The sequence below is a fragment of the Nonomuraea thailandensis genome (assembly GCF_024172165.1).
GTDB classification, from domain to species: domain Bacteria; phylum Actinomycetota; class Actinomycetes; order Streptosporangiales; family Streptosporangiaceae; genus Nonomuraea; species Nonomuraea thailandensis.
Map to the genome: position 1 here is coordinate 11201566 of NZ_JAMZEB010000002.1, position 22050 is coordinate 11223615.

General features: G+C 69.2%; 36 protein-coding genes. 32 read left to right on the plus strand and 4 right to left on the minus strand.

Annotated elements, in window-relative coordinates; genetic code table 11:
* The first annotated feature begins 7 nt into the window (after positions 1-7).
* On the plus strand, positions 8-1423 hold the full coding sequence (locus HD597_RS55990; protein WP_253756503.1) for a lipase/acyltransferase domain-containing protein: 1416 nt from the start codon (positions 8-10) through the stop codon (positions 1421-1423).
* An 875-nt stretch (positions 1424-2298) separates the two neighbouring features.
* On the opposite strand, the gene HD597_RS55995 is transcribed toward HD597_RS55990, so the two are convergent.
* The 3 genes from HD597_RS55995 to HD597_RS56005 form a co-directional block, all read right to left on the minus strand.
* Positions 2299-3810 carry a tyrosine-type recombinase/integrase gene (locus tag HD597_RS55995; RefSeq protein ID WP_253756505.1) on the minus strand — a complete coding sequence of 504 codons (1512 nt, stop codon included), beginning with the start codon at positions 3808-3810 and terminating at the stop codon, positions 2299-2301.
* A complete protein-coding gene (locus tag HD597_RS56000) occupies positions 3779-4081 on the minus strand; it encodes a hypothetical protein (protein WP_253756507.1) in 303 nt (100 codons plus the stop codon). The genes HD597_RS55995 and HD597_RS56000 overlap by 32 nt, the downstream gene beginning before the upstream one ends.
* Positions 4082-4230: 149 nt before the next feature.
* Complete coding sequence (locus tag HD597_RS56005) at positions 4231-4695, minus strand: hypothetical protein (RefSeq protein WP_253756509.1); 465 nt, start codon at positions 4693-4695, stop codon at positions 4231-4233.
* Between the two features lie 240 nt (positions 4696-4935).
* Between HD597_RS56005 and HD597_RS56010 the strand changes: the two genes are divergently transcribed.
* The 31 genes from HD597_RS56010 (at position 4936) to HD597_RS56160 (ending at position 20940) form a co-directional block, all read left to right on the plus strand.
* On the plus strand, positions 4936-5214 hold the full coding sequence (locus HD597_RS56010; RefSeq protein WP_253756511.1) for a helix-turn-helix domain-containing protein: 279 nt from the start codon (positions 4936-4938) through the stop codon (positions 5212-5214).
* Positions 5215-5318: 104 nt separating this feature from the next.
* Positions 5319-5771, plus strand: a complete 453-nt coding sequence (locus HD597_RS56015; RefSeq protein ID WP_253756513.1) for a hypothetical protein — start codon at positions 5319-5321, stop codon at positions 5769-5771.
* 87 nt (positions 5772-5858) lie between these two features.
* The gene (locus HD597_RS56020) at positions 5859-6131 is read left to right on the plus strand and encodes a hypothetical protein (RefSeq protein ID WP_253756515.1); all 273 of its coding nucleotides are present in this window, start codon (positions 5859-5861) and stop codon (positions 6129-6131) included.
* Between the two features lie 89 nt (positions 6132-6220).
* Positions 6221-6526 (plus strand): hypothetical protein, encoded by a 306-nt coding sequence (locus HD597_RS56025; protein ID WP_253756517.1) that lies wholly within the window; start codon positions 6221-6223, stop codon positions 6524-6526.
* Complete coding sequence (locus HD597_RS56030; protein WP_253756520.1) at positions 6523-7578, plus strand: YqaJ viral recombinase family nuclease; 1056 nt, start codon at positions 6523-6525, stop codon at positions 7576-7578. Before HD597_RS56025 ends, HD597_RS56030 begins: the two co-directional genes overlap by 4 nt.
* Positions 7575-8585 carry a recombinase RecT gene (locus HD597_RS56035; protein WP_253756522.1) on the plus strand — a complete coding sequence of 337 codons (1011 nt, stop codon included), beginning with the start codon at positions 7575-7577 and terminating at the stop codon, positions 8583-8585. The genes HD597_RS56030 and HD597_RS56035 overlap by 4 nt, the downstream gene beginning before the upstream one ends.
* The gene (locus HD597_RS56040; protein WP_253756524.1) at positions 8585-8767 is read left to right on the plus strand and encodes a hypothetical protein; all 183 of its coding nucleotides are present in this window, start codon (positions 8585-8587) and stop codon (positions 8765-8767) included. Before HD597_RS56035 ends, HD597_RS56040 begins: the two co-directional genes overlap by 1 nt.
* Complete coding sequence (locus tag HD597_RS56045) at positions 8764-8991, plus strand: hypothetical protein (RefSeq protein ID WP_253756526.1); 228 nt, start codon at positions 8764-8766, stop codon at positions 8989-8991. The genes HD597_RS56040 and HD597_RS56045 overlap by 4 nt, the downstream gene beginning before the upstream one ends.
* Positions 8984-9205 carry a BldC family transcriptional regulator gene (locus tag HD597_RS56050; protein ID WP_276083277.1) on the plus strand — a complete coding sequence of 74 codons (222 nt, stop codon included), beginning with the start codon at positions 8984-8986 and terminating at the stop codon, positions 9203-9205. Before HD597_RS56045 ends, HD597_RS56050 begins: the two co-directional genes overlap by 8 nt.
* The gene (locus HD597_RS56055) at positions 9205-9537 is read left to right on the plus strand and encodes a hypothetical protein (RefSeq protein ID WP_253756527.1); all 333 of its coding nucleotides are present in this window, start codon (positions 9205-9207) and stop codon (positions 9535-9537) included. The genes HD597_RS56050 and HD597_RS56055 overlap by 1 nt, the downstream gene beginning before the upstream one ends.
* Positions 9538-9621: 84 nt before the next feature.
* Complete coding sequence (locus tag HD597_RS56060; RefSeq protein WP_253756529.1) at positions 9622-9891, plus strand: hypothetical protein; 270 nt, start codon at positions 9622-9624, stop codon at positions 9889-9891.
* Complete coding sequence (locus tag HD597_RS56065; protein ID WP_253756531.1) at positions 9888-10301, plus strand: hypothetical protein; 414 nt, start codon at positions 9888-9890, stop codon at positions 10299-10301. Before HD597_RS56060 ends, HD597_RS56065 begins: the two co-directional genes overlap by 4 nt.
* Positions 10302-10470: 169 nt before the next feature.
* On the plus strand, positions 10471-10854 hold the full coding sequence (locus HD597_RS56070) for a hypothetical protein (protein ID WP_253756534.1): 384 nt from the start codon (positions 10471-10473) through the stop codon (positions 10852-10854).
* Positions 10851-11162: a hypothetical protein gene (locus HD597_RS56075; protein ID WP_253756536.1), complete on the plus strand. Its 312-nt coding sequence runs from the start codon at positions 10851-10853 to the stop codon at positions 11160-11162. The genes HD597_RS56070 and HD597_RS56075 overlap by 4 nt, the downstream gene beginning before the upstream one ends.
* A complete protein-coding gene (locus HD597_RS56080; RefSeq protein ID WP_253756538.1) occupies positions 11159-11503 on the plus strand; it encodes a hypothetical protein in 345 nt (114 codons plus the stop codon). The genes HD597_RS56075 and HD597_RS56080 overlap by 4 nt, the downstream gene beginning before the upstream one ends.
* Positions 11500-11943, plus strand: coding sequence for a hypothetical protein (locus tag HD597_RS56085; protein ID WP_253756540.1), 444 nt, complete (start codon positions 11500-11502; stop codon positions 11941-11943). The genes HD597_RS56080 and HD597_RS56085 overlap by 4 nt, the downstream gene beginning before the upstream one ends.
* The gene (locus tag HD597_RS56090) at positions 11943-12182 is read left to right on the plus strand and encodes a hypothetical protein (RefSeq protein WP_253756542.1); all 240 of its coding nucleotides are present in this window, start codon (positions 11943-11945) and stop codon (positions 12180-12182) included. Before HD597_RS56085 ends, HD597_RS56090 begins: the two co-directional genes overlap by 1 nt.
* Positions 12179-12370 carry a hypothetical protein gene (locus tag HD597_RS56095; RefSeq protein ID WP_253756544.1) on the plus strand — a complete coding sequence of 64 codons (192 nt, stop codon included), beginning with the start codon at positions 12179-12181 and terminating at the stop codon, positions 12368-12370. The genes HD597_RS56090 and HD597_RS56095 overlap by 4 nt, the downstream gene beginning before the upstream one ends.
* Before the next feature lie 182 nt (positions 12371-12552).
* Complete coding sequence (locus tag HD597_RS56100; RefSeq protein WP_253756546.1) at positions 12553-13761, plus strand: helix-turn-helix domain-containing protein; 1209 nt, start codon at positions 12553-12555, stop codon at positions 13759-13761.
* 61 nt (positions 13762-13822) lie between these two features.
* On the plus strand, positions 13823-14179 hold the full coding sequence (locus HD597_RS56105) for a hypothetical protein (protein ID WP_253756548.1): 357 nt from the start codon (positions 13823-13825) through the stop codon (positions 14177-14179).
* The gene (locus HD597_RS56110) at positions 14176-14574 is read left to right on the plus strand and encodes a hypothetical protein (RefSeq protein WP_253756549.1); all 399 of its coding nucleotides are present in this window, start codon (positions 14176-14178) and stop codon (positions 14572-14574) included. Before HD597_RS56105 ends, HD597_RS56110 begins: the two co-directional genes overlap by 4 nt.
* A 42-nt stretch (positions 14575-14616) precedes the next feature.
* On the plus strand, positions 14617-15291 hold the full coding sequence (locus HD597_RS56115) for a hypothetical protein (protein WP_253756551.1): 675 nt from the start codon (positions 14617-14619) through the stop codon (positions 15289-15291).
* A gap of 82 nt (positions 15292-15373) precedes the next feature.
* Complete coding sequence (locus HD597_RS56120) at positions 15374-15652, plus strand: hypothetical protein (RefSeq protein WP_253756553.1); 279 nt, start codon at positions 15374-15376, stop codon at positions 15650-15652.
* Positions 15643-15900, plus strand: a complete 258-nt coding sequence (locus HD597_RS56125) for a hypothetical protein (RefSeq protein ID WP_253756555.1) — start codon at positions 15643-15645, stop codon at positions 15898-15900. The genes HD597_RS56120 and HD597_RS56125 overlap by 10 nt, the downstream gene beginning before the upstream one ends.
* Positions 15897-17018, plus strand: coding sequence for a hypothetical protein (locus HD597_RS56130; protein ID WP_253756557.1), 1122 nt, complete (start codon positions 15897-15899; stop codon positions 17016-17018). Before HD597_RS56125 ends, HD597_RS56130 begins: the two co-directional genes overlap by 4 nt.
* 197 nt (positions 17019-17215) lie before the next feature.
* Positions 17216-17701: a hypothetical protein gene (locus HD597_RS56135; protein ID WP_253756559.1), complete on the plus strand. Its 486-nt coding sequence runs from the start codon at positions 17216-17218 to the stop codon at positions 17699-17701.
* Between the two features lie 179 nt (positions 17702-17880).
* On the plus strand, positions 17881-18420 hold the full coding sequence (locus tag HD597_RS56140) for a hypothetical protein (protein ID WP_253756561.1): 540 nt from the start codon (positions 17881-17883) through the stop codon (positions 18418-18420).
* A 349-nt stretch (positions 18421-18769) separates the two neighbouring features.
* Entirely contained in the window at positions 18770-19003 is a 234-nt protein-coding gene (locus HD597_RS56145; protein WP_253756563.1) for a hypothetical protein, read from the plus strand.
* 169 nt (positions 19004-19172) lie between these two features.
* The gene (locus HD597_RS56150) at positions 19173-20306 is read left to right on the plus strand and encodes a DUF932 domain-containing protein (protein WP_253756565.1); all 1134 of its coding nucleotides are present in this window, start codon (positions 19173-19175) and stop codon (positions 20304-20306) included.
* A 70-nt stretch (positions 20307-20376) separates the two neighbouring features.
* Positions 20377-20574: a hypothetical protein gene (locus HD597_RS56155; protein ID WP_253756567.1), complete on the plus strand. Its 198-nt coding sequence runs from the start codon at positions 20377-20379 to the stop codon at positions 20572-20574.
* A 141-nt stretch (positions 20575-20715) separates the two neighbouring features.
* Entirely contained in the window at positions 20716-20940 is a 225-nt protein-coding gene (locus HD597_RS56160) for a helix-turn-helix transcriptional regulator (protein WP_253756569.1), read from the plus strand.
* 79 nt (positions 20941-21019) lie between these two features.
* On the opposite strand, the gene HD597_RS56165 is transcribed toward HD597_RS56160, so the two are convergent.
* Entirely contained in the window at positions 21020-22027 is a 1008-nt protein-coding gene (locus HD597_RS56165) for a hypothetical protein (protein ID WP_253756571.1), read from the minus strand.
* Between the last annotated feature and the right edge of the window lie 23 nt (positions 22028-22050).

Sequence of the window (22050 nt, forward strand, 5' to 3'; positions counted from 1 at the left end):
ATATCTCTTGGATTCGTTTCTTCGGGCGGACACGCAGACCCGGCTCGGCCTGTGCCGGCGCCCCGAGTACGCCGCGGTGCTGCGGGTCCACCTCGGCGAGGCCGCCTTCGCCGAGTATCGCCGTCTCGCCGGAGACGAGGGCGGCCATCTGGGTCCCGCTGCGCCCCGCGATCTCGTGGTCGTGCCGGGCGTCATGGGCAGCCTGCTGGCGAGCACGTCCAAGGGCGGCCTGTGGTGGGTGGACGTGCGCACTCGCCGGCACATCGACGACCTGGGGCTCGCTCCCGACGGGGAGTCCGATGCCGATCCGGGCAACGCCGTGGAGCCGGTCGCGGCCGACCCTTCGTACGAGCCGTTCCTGGCCTCGATCCTCACCCGCGACGACGTCGGGCACGTGCTGTTCCCCTACGACTGGCGCAAACCCCTGTCCTACTCCGCCGCCCGCTTCCGTGACCTGGTGACGGGCCTGTCGGCCCGCAACCACGACCGTCCCGTGCACGTGATCGCCCACAGCATGGGCGGTCTCCAGGTCAGAGTGGCACTGTACCTGTACGGCGAGGAGCTCTGGCGGCACATCGACCGGCTGGTCTTCGTCGGCACGCCGCACTACGGGTCTCCGGTGATCGCCCGCTACCTGAAGAAACATCTCGGCGGGTTCGACGCGATGGCGTTGCTCGGCCGCTATCTGTCCCGCGAGACCTTCCGTTCGCTCTGGGGCGTTCTGAGCCTGCTTCCCGCACCGGCGGACATCTATCCCGGGGCTGCGGGTCCGTACGAACACCCTTGCGCGAACTTCGACTTTTACACGGCGGGAGCCTGGGAGCTGGACCTGGACCCGGCCGGCGAGCACCGGCTGCAGACGATCCTCGACGCCGCCGCCGGTCAGCACCGCCGCCTCGCCTCCTGGCACCACGAGCTTCCGCAGGAACTACGCGACAGGATGGCCGTGATCGCCGGCGTCGGCTACCAGACGATCTTCCGGGTGGAGCTCAGGGACAGGGCCCTCGGCCGGGGCAGAGGCGCCTCGCTGACGAAGAAGCGCGTCCCAGGCGATCCGCATCGCGAGGGCGACGGGCGGGTGCCGCTCGCCTCGGCACAGCTCGGCGACGTCAGAACCTGGTACGTGCGCGGCGTGCACGGCGGCCTACTCAACATCCCCGCGGCGGGACAGGCGGCCCTCGCCTGGGTCACGGGTGAGGAGCCGGACCTGCCGGACACGCCGGTCGCCGCACTGGCCTCGCACCTGGCCGACCCCATGAGCAGCGCGGCCCCGCATCTGGACGGCACCAGCAAGGCGACCCCGTTCGACGATGATCCAGGCATCGTGGATACCGACGACCTGGACGAGCACGAGCTGGACCTCCTGGACGAGCGCCTGCACAACGACGACCTGCCGGACTTCATCCGCACCCGCCTCCTGTGACCCGGGCCCCGCTGGTGGGCATATCTCGCCTTGTGTGGAAGTGTTCACGATCTCGTGGATGACCTCAAAACTCGCCGAGGTGGGTCGTTGCGCCGCGGATGCACTGGGAAATCATCCTGGGTCCATAGCCCGCGTTCGGTTTCGGCTCCACTTCGTCGTGCAGATGGCGTCCAGTGCGTTCCGGCTCATGCTCACAGTGTGACGAAGCTGGGTCCTCGGTGTCGCCGCCGCCTTCGCTGAAGCCGGGCGAGTCACCGCACTTCAACGCCGTGATCTATGCCCTTGATCTGCTGCTTCCCGTTGTCGATCTGGGCCAGCAGTCGGCGTTCAACCCAGGAGGAGCGACGCAGTAGCTCTCGTACGGGCTGATCGCGGCTGGCTGGGTGCTGGCGACCACCGTTGTCGCCGGAGCGGCCCGCGTACTGGGCCGGTGATGTGGACTTCAAGCAGGGTTACGCACGCCTTTGGCGCGATCAGACTGGCTGTGTTCGCCCCATGTCGTGTGGCCGGAAGTGGGTGCCGGGCAACGCGGCGGCCTACAGTGCGGTCTGACCTGGGGAAACGCTATCAAGATCATCCCGTGTATATCCCCTGATCATGGTCGTCCGGCTGCATGCTGGCACCGCCTGCTGCCTATCAAGGGCGCACAACAAAAGACCTGCGGCTGTGAAACCGCAGGTCAGGGGCCTGAAATGCTGATCTAGGTGAGTGCCCCCGGCAGGATTCGAACCTGCGGCACCCGCTTTAGGAGTGTTGGTTCTGCGGAAAACCCTCATGATCCCCATCTGCGTAATCTCGCGTACTCCGCAGGTAGAGCGCAGAATCACGACGCGTAATCATGCTCAAATGTGCGCCCAGATGCATCCCCTCTGCTGTCATCGGCTGCTGTCACCCCGCGCAGGCTTCGACGGCCACAGAGCGCCACCAACCTTCCTCGCAGCCTCCGACTCCTGCCGCGCCGTCACGTGCTGATAGCGCTCCTGAGTGAACGACACCGAGGAGTGCCCGTGGTTGTCCGACACCACCCGCGGATCCACGCCCTCCTCCAGCTGGAGCGTGACCGAGAAGTGCCGCGCATCGTGCGGCCGGTAGTGCGGCAGCCCGAGCTCGGCCAGCAGCGCCTGCCACTCCCGCCAGTCCTCGCTGGGGTTGATAGGCAGCCCGTTCGGCTGCGTGAACACCAGCGCGTCCTTCCGGATCGGCTTCTGGCAGCGCGGGCACACCACCTCCCGCGGCCGCGGCCGGCGCTCGCACCCGTCCGGGTTCGCCGGCGAGCGCGACTCGTGGCCCCACCCGGCCCACCCGGGCTGCTCGCGCTCGGCGGCCTGGGCCATCTGGTGCAGCAGCAGCCGCTCGGCGAGCTGGCGAGGGATGACCGCCGTCCGCTTCGACTTCTTCGACTTCGGCTCGGTCATCACCAGGCCGCCGCCCCACTTGTCCGGGCACACCTTCGCGTGCCGGTCGCAGTCCGGCGGGCAGAACCTCTTGATGCACCGGCCCTGATGGGCGCCGGCGCACCCGGGCAGGCACACCTTCGTCCGGCACTCGTGCGGCCGGCCGCCCTGCTTGCGCGTGCCCTTGGTGCAGTCCGGCGGGCAGGCCCGGACGTGATGGCGCTCGGTGCACGCCGCGACGTCCTCGCAACCGTGCTGCCACGGCAGCCGGACGAGCTCCCACGCGATGCGGATGGTCGCCGCGTCCAGGTCCGTCAGGTCGATCAACGGCCAGGTCAGGCCCAGCGTCTCGCCGCGGCGCGGGCCGACGGCGAGCGCGGTCTGCCAGCGGACGCCGTTGCGACGCCGCTCCAGCGCCTCCAGCAGGATCGCCGCCTCGTCGCGCTCGGGCGGCAGCGGTTCCTCGGCGCTCTGCGCCGGCGGGTCGACGAAGTCACACACGTTGCGGCCGATCAGCTTGCGCCGCACGGCGTGCTTCAGCGCCTGGGACAGCAGCCGGAAGCACGCCAGAATCTGGGCGGGGGAGTAGCCGTCGGCCTTCATATCGGTCAGAAACCGCTCGACGTCCTCCTCGGCCAGGTCCTTCAGCCTGGGCCGGCCGAGGCGGGGCACGAGGTGGTTGAGGACCTTCGGCTTGTAGGACTGGTGCCAGGTGGTCGCGCGGACCTTCGGCCGGATTACGTGGTACAGCCAGTGGATCAGGTGCTCGGCGACGGTGTCGCCCTTGCCGGTCGGGGGCGTGAAGCCGGCCTTGTGCGACTCCATGAAGACGTCGCGTTTGGCGAGCGCCTGGTCGGGGTTGTCGCCGTAGAAATAGCGGCGATCCATTTTCCCGTCGGCCTTGTAGCCGAGGAAGACGATGGCGACCCAGCGGCCGTCTTTGCGCTGGTGGAGTGAGCCTTCACCTTTCTGACGGCGATTCTGTTTTGCCATGAATGCCTTTCCATTGGGTGAGGAGGGCGAGGTACTTTTGCTCGGCCGTGCGGTAGCCCTGCTGCCAGCCCAGGTCGTAGGAGATGCCGATGGGCTGGTCTCGTCTGTTGATGCAGCCGGCCAGGGTGGCGGTGGCGGCGACGGCGAGAGCGGTCATGAACCACATCCCGGCCACGTAGTTCGGGCCGTTCAGGTGCATATAGATAAGGAGAGCCCCTGCAACGTTCCAACAGATCGTGCTCAGGACCACCGTTGTCATGATGCGTCGCATGTGTGCTCGCGAACCTTTCGTTGGTACTTCCCCCATGCCCGTAGAGCCACAGCGTTGCATCGTGAGAATTGCACGATTAGTTATGTGGAGCTTCGATGCGGAAGCGTTATGAATGGTGCACAATGTGCGCCGGTCATCATGGATTGAGGCTAATGCCCGTTATCGTGCGACACGCGTTCCTTGATGTCCAATGTCGTGCGTATCTGCTCCATTTGGCCTCGCAGATGCGCGAGCTGTGAGCGGATGAGCTGACGCTCCAGCTCCGCCTTCTGTGCCGCGTCCAGTCGCGGCTCGGAGCGGATCTCCTCCAGGCCTTGAAGTAGCAGCTGCATAACCGCCTCGGAGGTGGTCTCGCGTTCGACCTCGCGGAGCAACGGCTCCTGCGCCGCGCGTCGCTCGATCTCCGTCCGCAGCATCCGTGCTGCGTCCGGCCGGCCCACGTCCTCGAGGTCCTCCGGGGTGATGCCGACGACCATCGCCATCAGGGTGATGCGGTCGGCGCCGCCCGAGTACTCGCCCTTCTCGATCTTCTGCCAGGTAGCCGTGCTGAAACTGGTGTTGCCCAGCTTGGCGGCACGTACGGCGGCGGCGCGGTGCGACAGGCGAGGGATCATCGCCTCCCGCCTCTCGCGGATCAGCTCGGCCTCTGGGGGTGCCCCACCCGGCCCCATATCTCACCCTTTCAGAGTGACGCAGAAATCTGCACCTTCCCGCGTAAACGTAACAGCGCACTGGCGCGTCGCCACCCCTCCTTGCCGGTAACAGCAGGCTGCCAAGGCAACTCGGTAGCCATGTTGATTAAAAATTCCGCTTCACCTACTTGTGCTACGCAGAATTACGCATAGGATCTGCTCATGAGCAGCGAGAGCAAGGCCTCGCCTCAGCTTGAGCCCGAACTGCTCAAGCTCCCCGAGGCCGCAACGATCATGAACGTCTCCCTCAGGACCGTCTACCAGCTGATCAACAGCGGCGAGCTGGACTCCTACCGCATCCGCGGAAACCGCCGCATCTCCCGCCAGCACCTCGACGAGTACCTCGAACGCGCCCTCAGGGACACGCGCCCCACCCTCGGAGAACGCCACCACCAGGCCGTGAGCCGCCCGCGCCGCAACCGCACCAAGTCGTCTGCCTGACCAGGCAGCCCGAGATCGCTACCTGCTGAAAAGCAGCGAGGCCCAGCCTCGCCCGCTGGACCTCGCCAAACGACCCGCAACCACCAGAAGGGACGCAGAGTCTCATGACCAACGGTACCCGTTCCGTGGCCGGAAGCCGGCCCGCGAACGACCTCCTGACCTCCGTCGAGGTCGCCGACCGCACGCTGGCCACGCTCGCGCACCTGGCCGCTGTGCGTACCGGCCCTGATGGCGCGGTTCTGCACCACGCCTTGTACGCCGCGCTCCTGGCGGGCGAACTGCACTTGGCCCCGGCCGACGCTGACGACCGCGCCGCCGACCCCGTCTGGAGCTACGCCGAGCGCGTCGTTAACGACCGGGCCCGCGCGCTGATCGAGCAGGCCCGCCAGGCCGCCAGGGCGGCCGAGCTCGCCCAGGGCGACCAGGACGAGACCGCTAACCAGCACCGCGCCAGGACCGGCCATTCACCGAACTTCGGATGCTGCGTGACCGACGCCGAACGCGCCGCCGCGACGCAGCGCTGGGAGACCGAGCTGACGCAGGACGGTGCCCGATGACCGCACCCACTCGGCGCCACCGCCTGCAGATCGCCCTGGCCGCCGCCGCCAACCTGTTCACCTACCCCGTGCCCGACACGTTTTTCAATGCGCGTCACGAACGAGTTCGTGATCGAGATCCTGCCCGCCGGCCCGGGCTCCCTCGATCTGATCTGCATCAACCTCCACCAGTGGGCCGCTCAGCTCGACGACGCCCGGTGGACCGTCAAGGCTCACAACGGGGAGCAGCGCATGCTCGCTGTCGAGGGGACCTGGCTCGGCCAGAAGGTGAAGGTCTGGCGGCTTATTCCCCTCGACGGGCCTGACCTGGCCGAGCTGTCCGCCCGCCCCGACCTCGACACCGTGGCGGGTGCGCGATGACCGACCTGCACCTGAACACGGAGGGCCCACGCAGTGGCGACAACACCGTCAGCGTGGCGGCCGGGCTGCCTGCGCGAGGACGGTGCTCAGTGAGCAACAAGCACGAGGTGCCCGCGTCGCCTGGCCACACGGTCATCGAGTACGGCATCCGCTACACCGAGATCGGCCGCGTCGCGGGCGACCCCAAGCTCAAGCGCCGCACCAAGTACAAGCTGTGCAGCCTCCACACCGCCGCGAGAGTCCTGCAGCAGGTTCGCGCCATGCAGGAGGGCTCGCCGCTGTGCCCCGAGGTGGACGCGGCCATCGTCACTCGCACCCTCACCTTCGGCCCGTGGACTGAACAGGCCGATCAGGGTGCAGGGCCGGGCGCGACCGGACCGGAGGCGTTCCGATGACCGCCACAAAGATGTCCGGCCTGCCGCTTGTCACTCCCACCGGCCGCCTGATCGCGCCGGCCGGCCTGCCGCGTGAGGAGTTCCTCGCCAACCGGCTGGCCGGGATCGGCGGCAGCGACATCGCCGCGGTGCTCGGCATGCACCGGCACACCTCGCCGATCAAGCTGTACCTGGAGAAGCGCGGCGAGCTGCCGCCCCTGCCCCGGCCCGCGTGGCTGGAGGAGGCCGCCGACATCGGCAGCGATCTGGAGGAGTTCATCGCCTCCCGGTTCGCACGGATGACCGGCACCTGGGTCGAGCCGATTGGCACGCTCCAGCATGTCGATCGGGCGTGGATGCTCGTCAACCTCGACCGGCGCGTGGAGGGCTGCGACGACGGGCCGTGCTTCGTGGAGTGCAAGAACCGGTCGGAGTACCAGTTCGAGGACTGGCGCGACGGCGTCCCGGACGAGCCCGCTCTCCAGGTCCACTGGGGCATCGGGGTGTCCGGCTACAGCCACGGCCACCTCGCCGCGCTGATCGGCGGCAACAAGTTCCGGCACGTCCGCATCGACCGCGACGAGCAGCTGCTCAGCCATCTCGTCGAAGCCGGCGAGCGGTTCATGAAGCGCGTGCTCGACGGCGACCCGCCGCCGATCGACGGCTCGGACGCCACGACCGAACTGCTGGCGCACCTATTCGACGTGCACCCCGACGCGATCCGCGAGCTCGACCCCGCCAAGATCACGCCGCTGCTGGCCGAGCGTGACCGGCTCAAGGCCGAGGTCAAGGAGCGCGAGCAGCAGCTCTCCGAGATCGACAACCAGCTGACGGCCGAGCTCGGCGACGCCGAGATCGCCCAGGCCAACAACCAGATCCTCTACACCGCGAAGAAGAACGGCGTCTTCGCCAACAAGCGGTTCGAGGAGGCCCACCCGGAGATCGCCGCGCGGCTCCGTAAGACCGTCTCGGTGCTCGACGTGGAGGCCGTCAAGGAGCAGCACCCCGACGAGTACCGCGCTCACCGCGCCCGCGTCATCCGCCCCGCCAAGCCCCGGAAGAAGGCAGCATGACCAACAACAAGGGCACCCTGGCCGCTCGCGTCGCCCAGCAGGCCGGCGGCCAGGCCGTCGCTAAGCAGCAGGAGTCCGCACCCGAGCCCATGGCCGAGGTGGTGGACCTGGCCCAGCGGGACACGTGGCTGCGCTGGCTGAACGAGCGACGCTCGTACTTCGCCGACGCGCTGCCCCGTCACATCGACGAGTCCCAGTTCATCCAGGCCGCGCTCACCGCGATGTACAAGACCGAGAAGCTGCAGGAGTGCACGCCGGAGTCGCTGATGATGGCGCTGATGCAGTGCGCCAGGTTCGGCCTGGACCCCGACGGCGTGCACGCGGCCGTCGTCCCCTACGGCAAGACCGCGACCTTCGTGCCCATGTACATGGGCTACATCGAGCTGATGTACCGCTCGGGGATGGTCGAGTCGGTCGTCTTCGACCACATCCACGACACCGACCAGTGGCGCTACAACCAGGCCCAGCGGCCCCCGGACGACTTCGAGCACGAGGTCGACCTGATCAACCGGCACGACGGCAACAAGATCCTGGCCTACGCCTTCTGCTGGATGAAGACCGGCGGACGCTCCCAGATCATGTTCCTCAACCGGCGAGAGGCCGAGGAGATCCGCGACACCCGCTCCAAGGCGTACCAGCTGGCCGAACGCAACCGCCGCCAGAACCCCGGCGAGTTCGCGAAGAATCCGCACTGGGGCAAGTACAACTCCACCTGGCACACCGACTTCGACGCCATGTGGCTCAAGTCCCCGGTCAGGCGCCTGAACAAGCGCGTTCCGACGTCGCCGGAGATCCGTGAGCTGCTGAAGATCGACGACCAGCTCGACGTCATGGAGCGCCTGGCCGTCCCTCTCACGAGCGTCCCCGCGGGTGGACGCCCCGAGATCGAGCCGCCCCCGCCTTCGGCCGACGAACAGGGCGCGATCGCGCCGCCGCTCGACCAGGACGAGGCCGGCTGGCCCCCGGTCCGCCAGCCGGGTAGCGCGGCCGGGAGTGAGGCGTCGTGATGTGGATCGTCCGCCTCGTCGAGCAGCGCATGCCGTACGGCCCGTTCACCGACGAGCAGGAAGCCCACCAGTTCGCCCGCTACCTGAGCGCCGAAGTCGACCCGGCCGTGGTCGAACGGCTCTGCTCGCCCATGGGTGAGCTTCTGAGCTGGTACGGCCAGGTCAAAGAGGAGGGCCGGTGACCGAGCGAGGCCGCTACAGCAGCCAGCGCAGGCCCCAACCGGTGCGCATGACCCAGATCCGCATCGTAGGGCCCGCCGCAGTCGTCGAGCAGGTCCGCCAGGTGCTGGAGGCCGCCGCCGAGACGATGCCGGGCTGGCACATCGACCGGATCTCGCGCCAGCTGGCCGCCGAGAGGCCCGAGCACGTGCGCCGCTACGTAGACCTGGAGGTTCACGATGCCTGAGCCGTATCAGCTGCCGTCCGGCACGCCGGAGCTGATGACCCCCGCCGAGGTGGCGCAGCTGTTCCGCGTTGGTCCCAAGACCGTCACCCGGTGGGCGGCGGCCGGCCGGATCGGCTCGGTGCGCACGCCCGGCGGCCACCGCCTCTACCGCCGTGATGACGTGCAGGCCGTGCTCGACACCCAGACCAGCCCTCGCACGGAGGGAGTCGGATGATGGCCGCGACGATCACTACCGGCTCCATCCCGGCTGTCCTGCGGCGGGCCGCTGACCTGGTGGCCGGCCTGCCTCACGCTCGGGTGGTCCGCTCTGAGGTGCACCGCGCCCTGCGGCATGCGTCCCCGCAGTCGGACATCGCGCAGGCGGCCCTGGTGGCGCTGGTCCGGCATCTGCGTGCGCTGAGTGAGGTGGAGTGGCTCACTCGCGCCTCGCAGCCCCGGAGCCGAGACCAGGTGTCAGTTGAACTCCGCGTGGCGGCCGACGCGTTCGAGGCTGCCCAGGCGGAGCTCGATCGCCGTAACGCGACAGGCGACGGGATCACCCCGTAGTCCCGTCCACGGGCGGCTCTCGGGGGGCCGCCCGTGGCACCAACCAGTTCCAGCACCGGCATCACTCCCCGAAGGGAGCACCCGATGATCCACCCTAAGCCTGGTCAGGCCCTGCCCGAACCGCTGGCCGAGCTCCAGAGCGCATATCCCGGCTGGTCCATCTGGACCAGCCGCGGCGACGGCGACTTCGCCCCGCGCTGCTACGCCACCCGCCCCGGGGAGCTGACCGACTACCAGCTCAACCACGGGCTAGCCCGGACCGTTCAGGCCGAAACCCCCGACAAGCTCTCCCTCCTGCTCGTACGGCAGACCAGCATCTTCCGGAACCTGGCCGGGCGGGGGTACGCCGCATGAACTCTTCCGATCACCTGCGTCTGCCCGCCGATGCCTTCCCTGTCGGGGTCTACGCCGCTGAGCGGCACATGACACCGGACGCGATCAAGGTCGAGGCGTCGGAGGCTGCGCTGATCCTGTGGGTGGCCGGCCTCATGGTCGGCGTGCCCCGCGACGCCGATGACACACGATTGCAGGCCGCGCTCCACCTGGCCTGGCACATGCGGAACGTGTCCGAGCGGTTCGGATCCCTTCTACGGGCCGAGCTGGAGGAGCGCCAGCGCGCCCGCACCGCCGCGCCGATCGCCGCCGCGATGCACGCAGCCTCGCACGACCATCCCGATCCGGCCTGCCCGGCTTCGGTTGAGGAGCCGATCCACCCGGTCGGCGCATCCCCAGCCGGTGAGAGCGCCACCGCCGATGACCACTGAGGCGGCATCGGGCCGCCCTACCGGCAGATCCCACTGACCATCCCGATACCGCCCGCTCCGCGCGTGGGGAAGCGCGCGTAGCGCGGGCTCGGAGGTGCCGGCCGCTACGGCTGAGCGCTGTGACCGGCGGTCGGCACCCCTCTTGACCTGATACCGCAAGGAGAACCTGATGTCGCTCACGATCGGCGAGGCCAACGCCGTCTTCCACCTCCTGGACTACGTCCTCGACGAGCCCGGCCCGGCAGGGCCCCTCACGTCCGACAACGCGCTGAAGGCCGCCCTCCTGCTGAGGGACAAAGCGCACAAGACCCTGACGGCCGGCATGCCGCCGGACCGCCTGCACGCGCTGTGGGCCGTGTACGCCGAAAGGATCGAGCTGGAGCGCAACGGCGTGGCCTCCTGCGTCTTGTGCGGATGCATCGAGGACCATGCCTGCGAGGGCGGCTGCGCCTGGATGCCCAACCCGTTCGGCGTCGACCTGTGCACGGCATGCGTCGAACTGCTCGCAGGGCTGCTCGCTGAGGCTCCGGCACCTGCTGAGGTGCGGGCGTGATGGACGCCAACGCGCTCGCCGAGGACGCGCGCACCGCGAACCTGGCGGCCGAGGAGATCGGCAACGCGCAGCTCGCCCTGATGGACGCCTTCGGCCTGCTGAGGTCCATCACCGTCGGCGACAGCGATGGCCAGATGCCTGTCCAGGACCACGCCGACGCCGTCCACGAGCTGCTGGCGGCCCGGCGGGCGTTGCGCAACTTGGCACGGATCGTCAACGGCCACGCCGACAACCTGGAACCGCTGGTCGTCGCCGGCGGCCGGAGCGCCCAGGCACAGGAGGCGAAGCAGGACGGTGTCGCCTCATGAACCGCTTGCACAAGCCTTCGTTCTGGCTCGGCGTCTGCGTCGTCGCGTTCGGCTGGACGGCAAACGATCTGTTCGCCGCTGAAGACGCGCGGACCACGCGGTTCGCCGTGCTGCTGGTGCTGGCGGTGACGTCCGCAGTCATGACCGTCTGGATCGCCCGTGGGCTGGCCACGAAGCGGCCAGCCGGGACGCTCGCCCACATCGACGCCGAGAGCGTGTACACCTACGTGCGCTGTTCCGGCTGCGGAGCTCACCTCGTGTACGTCGAGCACGGCCAGGACCTGGCCCAGCTGACGTCGGCCCGGGACGACCACACCTGCGAGGCGGTGAAGGCCCCGTGACCCGGGTCGAGCCCAACTCCTACAGCCCGTACGCGACTGCCGCGCTCGATGTCCGGCACCTGTTCGCGATGCCCGCCTGGCTCATGGCCTCGCCGCGGCCGGGCGAGCTCGCGCAGACCGCGTGCGGCGAGCTCGCGGTCATCCCCGAGGCGCCGATCAAGATCGAGCCGGGCGAGGCCATGCCCGAGGGGATGTGCGGCACGTGCGTGAAGGCTCGCAACGCGGACGTCGTCGTAGCACCCAGCGCCACGACCGCGGACTGCAGTGAGTGTGGCCTGGGCACTTGCCATGGCCCGCTGTGCGCGCTGTGCCGCACCGACCTGCACGACCAGTGGCGGCTGAACAACACCACCGGTCGCCTGGACGAGGCATCCGACGCACCCGAGGCCGCGGCCGAGCAGGAGGCGGGTGTCGTGCGGGTGGAAGGGGAAGCGCCCTGATGGCCGCCACCCTCCTTGTCTCCATCCTGGTCGCCACCGCCGCAGGCAACGCGGCGTGGTGGTGGTGCAGGGACCGGCGCCAGCAGGCCTGTATCCGCTCCCTGCGCAGACAGCGTGACCACTGGCGCAGCCGGGCGCAGCTGGCCGAGGAGGCCATGCGGACGGCGGCAGATAAAGCGACCGCGCTGGAGCAGCGCAACCGCATGCTCAGCGACCTGATCGGAGAGGACCGGACATGATCACGATCGGCCGCCGGACCGGCCAGCGCATCGTCGGCAACAACGGCTACGGCACCATCACCGGCCTGGGCACCTTGCGTGGCGAGGCCGTCGTGTACGTGCTGTGGGACCGCCTGCAGCCTCACGGTGAGAACCCGCAGTGGCGTGACACCGTCCGAGCCCGCGACGTGGTCCCCCTGGCCGCATGACGCCTGAGTTGAACGTCAGCACCGGCCGCATCCGCGATGTGCGGTGCTGCCGGTGCGGCGCGGCCGTGCGCTGGTGGGCTGCGCTGCACAGGCGAAGACAGATCCCGCCCCGGACGGAGTGACCGAGACCACCCTGAAGTGAGGCGTATGTGAGTGAGGAACAACCGGGCGAAGGAGTCCCGGTGGACGATGGCCCGGCGCCCGCGTGGGCTGCCGACTACCTGAGCCGTGCGCAGCTGGGCATCGACCGCGGCTTGCAGTGGATCCTGCTGATCTACTCCCGGCGAGGATGGGACGCCTCCCGGGTGGACGTCGCGCAGCGGCTGTACGTGCACACGGTCGGCCGCGAGCGTAAGCATTGCAACCCGAGCATCGCGTCTCTCGCGGACGACTGCAGCCTGTCGGAGACGACCGCGGCCGCGGCCGTGGAGGACCTGGAGGCTGAGGGCTGGCTGGTCGTGGTGCGCCGCCGCCGGCACCCGAACGTGTACCGGCTCGCGTGGCCGGGCGATGACCGGCACCCATGCGACCGTGCGCCTGTGTCGAAGTGCGGCCGGCCGACCAAGAAGGGCGGCGTGTGCACGCGGCGGGCGGGCCGTGGCACGGACACTCCCGGGGCAGGGCCGTGCGTGCTGCACGGGGGTGTGCCGGCGGCTTCGGGAGCGCTGCCGGAGGGGGAGCAGCCGGACGTTGAACCCCAACCATTGGGGTTCAACGAGGGTGACGAGCCTGTGGATAACCCTCCTACCGAACAGTGTTCGACCCCAACCGCTGGGGCGTTGAACCCCAACCGCTGGGGCGTTGAACCCCAACCGCTGGAGCGTTGGACCCCAACGGTTGGGGTGGAGTACGTAGTGAGTACATCAAGGGGTACGAGAGGAGTTCACAAATCCCGGGTTCTCGCCGTAGGCGACCCTGACGCCCGTACCGAGCGCGCCACCCCGGCGCCTCCGGCGCAACCCGGAAGATCATCGCCCTTAAGAGCACACACCCCCGCCGGGATCCTCGCCCGCATCCCGCGCTACCGGCCGCTACTCGGCGCCCGCTACGGCTGGGCCCTCACCGCCCTGCTGAAACGAGCACTCGACACCGGCTACGGCCCCGACGCCATCGCCAGCTACGCCGCGATGGTCATCGGCGAGGCCCGCTTCGCCGACCAACAGCACGTGCCCGAGCTGCGCTACGCCCTCGCCCGCCTGCGACGCGACGCCGAGCTCGGCCACACCTGCCGCACCTGCGCCAACGACCCGGCCATCTGCACCTGCGCCTGGACCAGCGACACCACCACCGAAGTCGACGCCGCGGCGATCGAGCGCGCTCTGGCCGACCTCGGCGCTGACCCCGACGAACGGGCCGCCTGCCTGGCAGCGGCCGAAAGGAGCGCCGCATGAGCGACCAGGACGCCGCGGGCGCCCTCCACCTGCCCACCCGGCCGGCCGCGGGAGGACCGCGGTGATCCCCGCGCCGAGCGAGCTGCGCCCCTGCAACGACTGCGGCCAGCCGGTGCTGTGGACCACCACCGCCGCCGGCAAGCGGCTCGCCGTCGACGCGCACCCGGCCGAGGACGGCAACCAGGCGTGCTACCGGGTCGTGAGCCGCTCGTGGGTGTCGCGCAGCTTGGACGGGGCCGACGCCCGGCCGCTGGCGCGGTGGGAGGACCGGTACCGGCCGCACGTGGCCACCTGCACCGGTCGGCCCGCCGTGCAGGAGCAGCTGCCCGGCATGATCCCGAAGGGCATGCCGTCGAACGTGGTCCGCCTAGAGCCGCGCCAGCGGAGCCGCGCGGGCCGGAGGAGACGGCGCCGATGAGCGGGCTGATCTACGCACCCGGTGAACGGTACGTCGTGGCCCACGGGTCGGCTGACGACGAGACCGTGTGCGGGCTGCCGGTCACCGACGGCTGGCAGGCCCTCCCGCCCTACCTGACCACACCCGAGTGCGCCGAGTGCACAGCCAGGGTGCGCCTCCTCCGGGCACAGGCCCGGACCGGCCCTAAGGCCACTCCTTCCCTGGGGGACCAGTCCTCCACCGGGGCCGCGGCCGGTGAGGCGCCCCCGCCCGCGGATCCCGTCCAGGCACCCCGGCCGCCCGCCATGCGGTCAGCTCCGGCCGGAGCAGACCCCGTCCCGGAGGAGATGACCGCGGCCACCCCCGGCGGAGCGATATCGCGGCTCCTGCGCCGACTTCGCAAAGCCCTCACCTGAAGCCGCGCCGGGACTCCCCGGCGCTCAACCCCGGAAGACCCGATGACCGACATCAACTTCGTAGCACCCCAGCTCCCCGGGGCTGTGGCGGCCTACCGCCTGACCCCTGGCGAGCGGCTCGTCGAAGAGACCCCGTTCCTGGTCCTGCACTGCCCCCACGGGATCGGCACCGGTCACATCACCCGTGCCGCGTGCGTCACCAACATCATCGACAGGGCACAGCGGACCGCAACGATCGAGCTCGCCGACCTCGTCCGGATAGCGCATTTCCACGACGAGCCCAAACCCTCCATCGAGCGCACCCGGCACTGGTCTGAGCTGTACCGGCAGCTGGGCGACGTCGGCGCCTACACGTTGCACGCCGACGTCGACGAACACTCTTTCCTGGTCATGAACTGCCCCTACCGGGGCGGACGCTGCCCCGGCAGCCAGGACGGCGAATGCGTGGCCAACCTCATCCCCGAGGGCCTGGCCGTCGCCGACCTCGGCACCGTGCTGCAACTGGCCATCGAGCACGACAACGCCCGCTACGGCGTGCCCGCGTCGCGTCTCGCCGCCCTCCGCGAGACCTGGGTGTCCAGGAAGGAGGAGGCCGCCTGCATCCGCGAGACCGCCGATGGGTGGAGCGCGGACCGCGCCGGTGAGCGGGCCGACCTCGTCGGCCGGATGCTCGCCGAGCTCGACCTGGCGGTGAACGGCGAGAGGGCGCCCCGGTGAGGGTGCGTCTCCTGGCACTCTTGGTGGTCCTCGTCTTCGTCGGATACTTCGCGGTCCTCTGCCTGGCCGTCCAGGGGCCGGGATGAGCAGGCAGCTGACGATCTGGACGCCCCGCCGCCGCCTGCAGGGCCGCAAGGGACGGCGCGGGTGGGTGCCGCGCTGCGACGACTGCGGCCGGCGCGTCCGCGCCGCCGAGTCCCTGCGCGTAGGACCTGACGGCCGACGCCGCGGCGACAAGTGCCGGCGCGCCTACAACCGGGCCCGCCGCCGCCTGGTCATCCCGCTCACGATCCCCGTCCGCTGGTGGCGGGACATCCCCGGCCAGCTCACCATCCCCCACGAGGAGACCTCATGTACATGATCCCCGTGCGGCTACCCGCCGACTTCACGCCGCACATCGTCCGCGACGACTGCACCCTCGCCATGGACCATCCGCTGTACGGCCATCCGTGCCCGGCCTGTCCCGTCCCGCTCGGCCACGACGGCAAGCCCGTCGCGCTGGTCGCGGTCGGCATCGACCCGTGCGACCGCAAGGACGCCGGGTGGGTGCGCGGCGCCGCCGTCGCCGTGCACACCGCGTGCGCATGCCCCAGCCAGGACACGCCGTGACCACCGTCGACACCTTCACAACGGGCGACGTGCCCGCGCTACGGCGGGAGCTGCTGGAGTGGCTGCGCGACGGGCGCGGCCTGCGCTTCCATGCCCGCATGTCCACCAAGGCCGGCACGATGATGGGCCGTCCGGAGCTGGACGGGCACCCCGGCATGATGCGCGCCTGGGCCGAGATGCTGTGCGAGCAGGAAGCACGGACGCTGGCCAACGCCACGCTGTACTTCGTCACCGCAGAGATGACCGAGATCGTACGGACCGCGGCCGCCGACATGCCCGCCTTCCCGCCCGACGCCGACGACTTCCCCATGCCCGCGGGGATGATCGTGTACGAGACGCCGCTGGTGGAGTACGAGCGGGCCGAGCTGGCGGCGGTCATGATCGACGGCCGCATGGCCTATGACCCCACCGACGGACGCGAAGAGATCGGCGTCACCGCCTGCACTTGGGGACCGTTCGACATGGCCGGCGATTGGAAGCACGGCGGCGTGTGGATGTCGTTCTACCGCAACCGCGCCGAGATCCTCGCCAAGACCATCGACGACCGGACGCGCGAGGGCCTCCGCGCCGAACACGCGCGCCTGGTGCCGGACAACGAGTACGGCATCCAGTTCGCGGGGACGGACGACGAGGCGGGCAAGGCGAAGCTTCAAGAGCGCCTGGCCGAGACCGACCAGCCCGGCTACACCAGCTTCTGGGCCAAGCACGTGCTCGCCACGCTGCTGCTGATGCAGCAACCGCTCGTGTACGAGCGGCCAGAGCCGATCCGGCGCGGCCTGCGCCGCCAGCTGGAGCGCGCCGGTTATCCGACCGGCGACATCCGGATCGTGGATGCGCGGCCGCGCCGCTACGAGCCGGGCGAGGAGGGGCCGAGCCCGGAGGCCGAGCAGGCCGGAGCCGACGACGTCGAGGACAGCGGGCGCAAGCTCTCCGTCCGCTTCCCCGTCCGCGGCTTCTGGCGCAACCAGTGGTACCCCTCCCGCGAAGTGCACCGTCCGAAGTGGATCGCCCCGCACTGGCGCGGCCCTGAAGCGGCGCCCATCGTCCACCCCGAACGCGTGCGCGTTCTCCGCCACCACCCCGACCAGGAGGCCCCACATGCCCAGACCCACGCCTAGCAGCAAGCCGCTCCCACCCGTCCCCGCCCCTGGTCAGCCGTGTGCCTGGGGATGTACCCCCAGCGTCGGGTGGCGCTGGTACCCGAGCACCACGATGTGGGAGCGCGTGTGCCGCTCCCACTCCGGTGGCAGGCCCGTAGCCGCCCGCGGCGAGTACATGCCCGACGACGCCGCCGTCAGCCGGCAAGGAGACTCCGTTGATCAGGGTCGGTGACATGGCGTTGCTACCTGCCCGCTTCGCCAACTTCGGCGACACCCGCCTCATCGATGAGCCCGGCCGCGTCTTCTCCATCGACGAGACCGGCTGGGCCATGGTCGACCGTGCTCCATACGGGCACATCGGTGTACCGGTCGAGGACCTCGCGCCGGCCAAGAGCAGTGATCGACAGCAACCAGGAGAGAACAGCACCATGAGCGAGACCACCTTCCCGTCTGTCAAGCCGTACAAGATCGTCTTCGTCTATGTGCAGGATGGTCGGCTGCGCATGACCGGCCGCGCGGCATGGCCCGCCGACAAGGAGCGCCTGGCGGCAGCCGCCGCCACGGCCCACACCATGGGCTACGGCATCGAGGTGACCATCTGGTGCGGGTCCGATCGGATGAACGTCACCCTCCGCCCGGAGGACCTCAGCCGTCTGCTCGCTCAGGCGGACAAGGCGGAAGCCGAGGTCTTCGCCCAGTAGCCCCTCCCACTGCAGATCGAGTACGCGACAATGCGGCACCACCAGCACGAGCACCGGCTACCCACGGTCGCGTGTGCGGGGTGCCGCATCAACCCCGGAAAACCCCGGCGGCCGACGCGCGCCGTCGGCAGGATGGAGCCCCCTCCTCCCTCCGACCGACCCCAACAGCAGGGAGAACCATGACCGCTCCAACATGTCCTGAATGCTCGGGACGGGCGTACACCAGCGAGCAGGCGAACTACGACCACATCCACGAGGTCGCGATGCTGCCGCGCGCCAGGCACACCGACAGCCACAGAGTCCGCCGCGGCTACGCGGTCGGCATGGCCGGCACCCTCCCCCAGATGTGGTTGTTCTTCGACCACATCGAGCCCGCCCTGGTGTGCGGCCGGGCGGCCCGCATGTCCTGCTTCGACATCATGGGCTATGGCGTCTACGAGGGCGCGCAGGAGGTTCGGTTCGACGAGCGCCTACGCCGAGACGTACGGACGCTGTACGTCCTTGACGGCGACTCGCTGGACCGCCACACCGACGAGGCCGCCGCCTTCACCCGCTGGATCGCCGGCTGCGACCCGAAGTCCTCTCACTTCAAACCGGAGACGCGGCACCGGCAAGCTCCCTACCCCGACGACGGCCGCTCGCCGGCCGACGACGTACGCGACGGCCTGGCGATGCCGTGGGTCGTCGACGAGCTCGGCGGTGCCAATGACATCGGATGACAAGGAAGGGGCGACCACCGGCCGCGCCGAGCAGATGGGGTTCTGACATGACAAATAAGCCGATCTACGACGAAGGTGCGGTCTGGGAGAGGGCCAAGGCCGCATACATGGCAAGCCACCGAAAGCCTGAGGACACAGACTTTCCCTGCCGTAGCTGCGGCGCCGAGATCGGCACGCCGTGCTCATGGAAGAAGTGGCGAAGATCCAACTCCGGCGACGTCTCGCACGCGCCACGGTGGGATAAGGCTCGCAGAGCCCGTAATCAGTACTACCTTGACGCGGCTCGCGCCGCCGACGCGGCCTGCGACGCGGCCAGGGCCGAACACGCAGGAGCAGGAGAGGGTGCGCCGTGAAGGTGACCCGCGTCGTCGAGGGCGACGAGATCTCCATCACCTGGGAGGCCGAGACGCCCGAGGAGATGGCTGAGCTGAAGGAGCGGGCTCTGGCTGTCGCCCGCGGTGAGTGGCCTGACGAGGTGCTGGACGAGATCGACGTGTGCCCCATGGGGTGCGGCCGCCGTACCGAGGACGCCGCCGGCGGCCCGTGCCGGGCGTGCTGGGACGCCGCGCCGATGCTCCCCTGACCAGCAGAGTTCTCCCGATCACTGAGAAGACCCCGGCGCCTGAGTTCAGGCGCCGGGGTCTTCGGCTTCGCCGCGCCCTCCGGAAACTTTGTTGTATTGACGTTGACAAGCGTGGTGTGCGATCCCATACTTAGTTGTAGTCAGCATAACGAAGTTTCTAGGGGGGAACATGACCACCGACGTCAACCAGCAGTTCAACGAGTCCCGTCGCGACATGGTGGCCCGCTTCGGCAGCGTCCGCCGCGACAACGGCAGCTGGACCGGCACGGGTTACGACGCTGGCGAGGTCATCGGACGCGACGCGCTCGACACCACCACCGGGCAGGCCGCCCTCTACACCTCCACCCCCGCATGGCACGGTCTCGGCGAGGTCATCCCCGGCGGCACCAGCAGCGTTGATGACGTGCTCCGCCTCGGCAAGATCGGCTTCGAGGTCGAGAAGCGGGCCGTCCGCTACAGCTTCATGAACGACGCCGAGGTCACTCCGCAGCTGCGCACCGCGCCCGACCACTTCGTCACCGTCCGCACCGACACCGGCGCCCCGCTCGGCGTCGTCGGCAGCAAGTACACCCCCATCCAGAACAAGGATCTGTTCACCTTCCTCCAGGACCTCGTCCAGGAGCACAACGTCATCTGGGAGTCCGCCGGAGCCCTGCGCGACGGCAAGAAGGTGTTCGTCACGATGCGCCTGCCCGAGTCCGTCACGATCGACCCGCAGGGCATCAACGACGAGATCATCCCGTTCGTCGTCATGCTCAACAGCCACGACGGCCAGAGCCCCGCCCAGGCCCTGGTCACCCCATGGCGGGTCGTCTGCGCCAACACCGAGCGGTTCGCCATGCGCGACGCCTCCAGCTCCTGGAAGGTCCGCCACACCGCCAGCGCCCTCGACCGCATCCACGAGGCCCGCCGCACCCTCGGCCTGACCGTCGCCTACTACGAGGAGTGGGCAGCCGAGGAGACCGCCCTCGCCCAGACCGACATCACCATCCGCGCCTTCCGGATGCTGGTCGACGACCTGTGGAAGCCGGTCGACGAGGACGCCCCCGTCCGCACCCGCAACACCGCCGAGCGGCGCCGCCAGCGCCTCGACGCGATGTTCCGCGACGAGTCCGAGCGGCTCGGCAAGACGGCTTACGCCGCGGAGCGGGTCATCACCGACTACCTCGACCACGTCGCGCCGCGCCGCCCCGGCCGCTCCATGACCGAAGAGATCGCCCGCGCGACCGCCCTCCTGGAGGGCTCGGACGACGAGCTCAAGGCCAAGGCCCACAAGCGGCTCATGCTGATGGTCCGCCGCTGAACCACCACCGGGGGCGGCCCCGCACTGGCCGCCCCCGGCCGACCGGGGGAACCTAATGATCCTCTCAGACGTGACCGTGGCCACCTTCCTCGACGCATGGAACGGCTACCTGGCCAGCGAGGTCGGCCCCGGGCTGGCCTGCTCCGAAGCCGAAGCTATGGCCGACCTCATCGCAGAGATGGGGCGGCCCGACCTCGCCGCCGCCTGGATCGAGCACCACGCCGAGAACGACAAGCCCGAAGACCAGCACTACCGCCGCTCGAACTGAGCCCACCAAGCCCCTGAGGGCCGGAGACGCGACCGGGACATCGTCCCACCGACTCGCTTCCGGCCCTCAGGCATGTCCGGAGGCTACGCCGTGAACAGGATCACTGGTACGAGGGGCGCTGGCCGCAGCCATAATCCTTGTATGGCTGACGTTGACGCCGACTACTGGACCATGGCAGATATCGCCGAGCACCTCGGCATCAAGCTCCGCAGCGTGCACACCTACCGAACCCGCGGAGACCTGCCACCCGAAGACCACATGATCGGCCGCACACCCGTCTGGCGGCCCGCCACGATCACCAGCTGGAAACGCCCAGGCCAAGGCGCCGGCGGCGGCCGACCACGCAAGGACGCATCCGAGACCTGACCTGACAACACCCAGCAACCAGATCGATGACCGCGACAGCAGGCCCTGCAGCTACTCGAGCATCACGATAACCACGTGATCACGAGGAGATTTCCGGCGCGCTCTTCTCATGGATCCGGAGGATCTCGCCGCAGACCAAGTAGGCGTTGAGGGCACACCATTCCGCTTCCTCCAGCGCCAGTTCGGCGTGGACGCCCCTGCTGGAGAGCCTGTCGAGCGCTGCGAACCGCTCGTAGACGCCTGCGATCATGGCGCCGATGGTGGCAGCGAAGCTGTCGCTCTCGACAGCCTGCTTGATGAACTCCTTCAGCCGGTTGCGATACGCGGGATCGTCCAGCTTCGCTCCCTGCTCGTTCAGCGCGCCGGCCTCGGGTGGGTAGACGTGGTCAGCGACGGCCTTGAAGATCCTTCGGCAGGAGGTGACGGCCTGAGAGAGCTCCTCGGTGACCACGACACCCGCCTGCCCGTCTGCCGCCTCCGCGAGCCTCCTGAACGCCGCGTTGAACATATCCACGAGGTGAGGAGCGCTCTCGGCCAGCAGTTGATCAACTCTGGCTCGCTGCGCCGAGAAGATCCGTTCGTGGACGCCCTGATAGCTCAGCTGACGCTCCCAGCCGCACAGGGCCATGAAGGCCCGGTACCGGATTGTGCCGCGGATTTCGTTGAGCCTGCTCTGCATGTGGAACTGCTCCGACCACTCACGGTTCCCCATGTTGGCGTCGCCGATGTTCTCGAAGACCCGGTCGAGATAGTCCATATGTTCGACTGAGTGGGCGTAGATCTTGTCATCCTCGGTGCCGGGAGCTCGACGTCGATCGGCCATGAACCCATCCAGCGCCATGCTGGCGGGCCCGGAGGGATCAGCCCAGGTGCTGGGATCCGTCATGAGGCGCTGTACGTCCCGCTTGTTGCTCGCCCTGTCGGCTCCGATGTCCCTGAGCTCGTGGGAGAAACGGATCGCCGTCGGCACGTCGCCCACCAGGTTGGCGATGCGGACGACTCGCCTGATGGTCGCTCCCAGGGGACGCTCCTCGAACTCGTCCAGGGCCTTGGCGATGAGAGCGCGAATGTGGTCGGTTGAGGTCACGATGAGGAGCGTAGGCCCAAGAA

Bases quoted from the DNA above. Each gene is read 5' to 3' on its own strand.
- HD597_RS56160 (WP_253756569.1), top strand. From the start codon at position 20,716: ATGGCTGACGTTGACGCCGACTACTGGACCATGGCAGATATCGCCGAG.
- HD597_RS56140 (WP_253756561.1), top strand. From the start codon at position 17,881: ATGACCGCTCCAACATGTCCTGAATGCTCGGGACGGGCGTACACCAGC.
- HD597_RS56070 (WP_253756534.1), top strand. From the start codon at position 10,471: ATGTCGCTCACGATCGGCGAGGCCAACGCCGTCTTCCACCTCCTGGAC.
- HD597_RS56115 (WP_253756551.1), top strand. From the start codon at position 14,617: ATGACCGACATCAACTTCGTAGCACCCCAGCTCCCCGGGGCTGTGGCG.
- HD597_RS56010 (WP_253756511.1), top strand. From the start codon at position 4,936: ATGAGCAGCGAGAGCAAGGCCTCGCCTCAGCTTGAGCCCGAACTGCTC.
- HD597_RS56110 (WP_253756549.1), top strand. From the start codon at position 14,176: ATGAGCGGGCTGATCTACGCACCCGGTGAACGGTACGTCGTGGCCCAC.
- HD597_RS56065 (WP_253756531.1), top strand. From the start codon at position 9,888: ATGAACTCTTCCGATCACCTGCGTCTGCCCGCCGATGCCTTCCCTGTC.
- HD597_RS56090 (WP_253756542.1), top strand. From the start codon at position 11,943: ATGGCCGCCACCCTCCTTGTCTCCATCCTGGTCGCCACCGCCGCAGGC.
- HD597_RS56015 (WP_253756513.1), top strand. From the start codon at position 5,319: ATGACCAACGGTACCCGTTCCGTGGCCGGAAGCCGGCCCGCGAACGAC.
- HD597_RS56000 (WP_253756507.1), bottom strand. From the start codon at position 4,081: ATGCGACGCATCATGACAACGGTGGTCCTGAGCACGATCTGTTGGAAC.
- HD597_RS56035 (WP_253756522.1), top strand. From the start codon at position 7,575: ATGACCAACAACAAGGGCACCCTGGCCGCTCGCGTCGCCCAGCAGGCC.
- HD597_RS56120 (WP_253756553.1), top strand. From the start codon at position 15,374: ATGAGCAGGCAGCTGACGATCTGGACGCCCCGCCGCCGCCTGCAGGGC.
- HD597_RS56055 (WP_253756527.1), top strand. From the start codon at position 9,205: ATGGCCGCGACGATCACTACCGGCTCCATCCCGGCTGTCCTGCGGCGG.
- HD597_RS56095 (WP_253756544.1), top strand. From the start codon at position 12,179: ATGATCACGATCGGCCGCCGGACCGGCCAGCGCATCGTCGGCAACAAC.
- HD597_RS56030 (WP_253756520.1), top strand. From the start codon at position 6,523: ATGACCGCCACAAAGATGTCCGGCCTGCCGCTTGTCACTCCCACCGGC.
- HD597_RS56125 (WP_253756555.1), top strand. From the start codon at position 15,643: ATGTACATGATCCCCGTGCGGCTACCCGCCGACTTCACGCCGCACATC.
- HD597_RS56020 (WP_253756515.1), top strand. From the start codon at position 5,859: ATGCGCGTCACGAACGAGTTCGTGATCGAGATCCTGCCCGCCGGCCCG.
- HD597_RS55995 (WP_253756505.1), bottom strand. From the start codon at position 3,810: ATGGCAAAACAGAATCGCCGTCAGAAAGGTGAAGGCTCACTCCACCAG.
- HD597_RS56040 (WP_253756524.1), top strand. From the start codon at position 8,585: ATGTGGATCGTCCGCCTCGTCGAGCAGCGCATGCCGTACGGCCCGTTC.
- HD597_RS56080 (WP_253756538.1), top strand. From the start codon at position 11,159: ATGAACCGCTTGCACAAGCCTTCGTTCTGGCTCGGCGTCTGCGTCGTC.
- HD597_RS56060 (WP_253756529.1), top strand. From the start codon at position 9,622: ATGATCCACCCTAAGCCTGGTCAGGCCCTGCCCGAACCGCTGGCCGAG.
- HD597_RS56005 (WP_253756509.1), bottom strand. From the start codon at position 4,695: ATGATCCCTCGCCTGTCGCACCGCGCCGCCGCCGTACGTGCCGCCAAG.
- HD597_RS56150 (WP_253756565.1), top strand. From the start codon at position 19,173: ATGACCACCGACGTCAACCAGCAGTTCAACGAGTCCCGTCGCGACATG.
- HD597_RS56050 (WP_276083277.1), top strand. From the start codon at position 8,984: ATGCCTGAGCCGTATCAGCTGCCGTCCGGCACGCCGGAGCTGATGACC.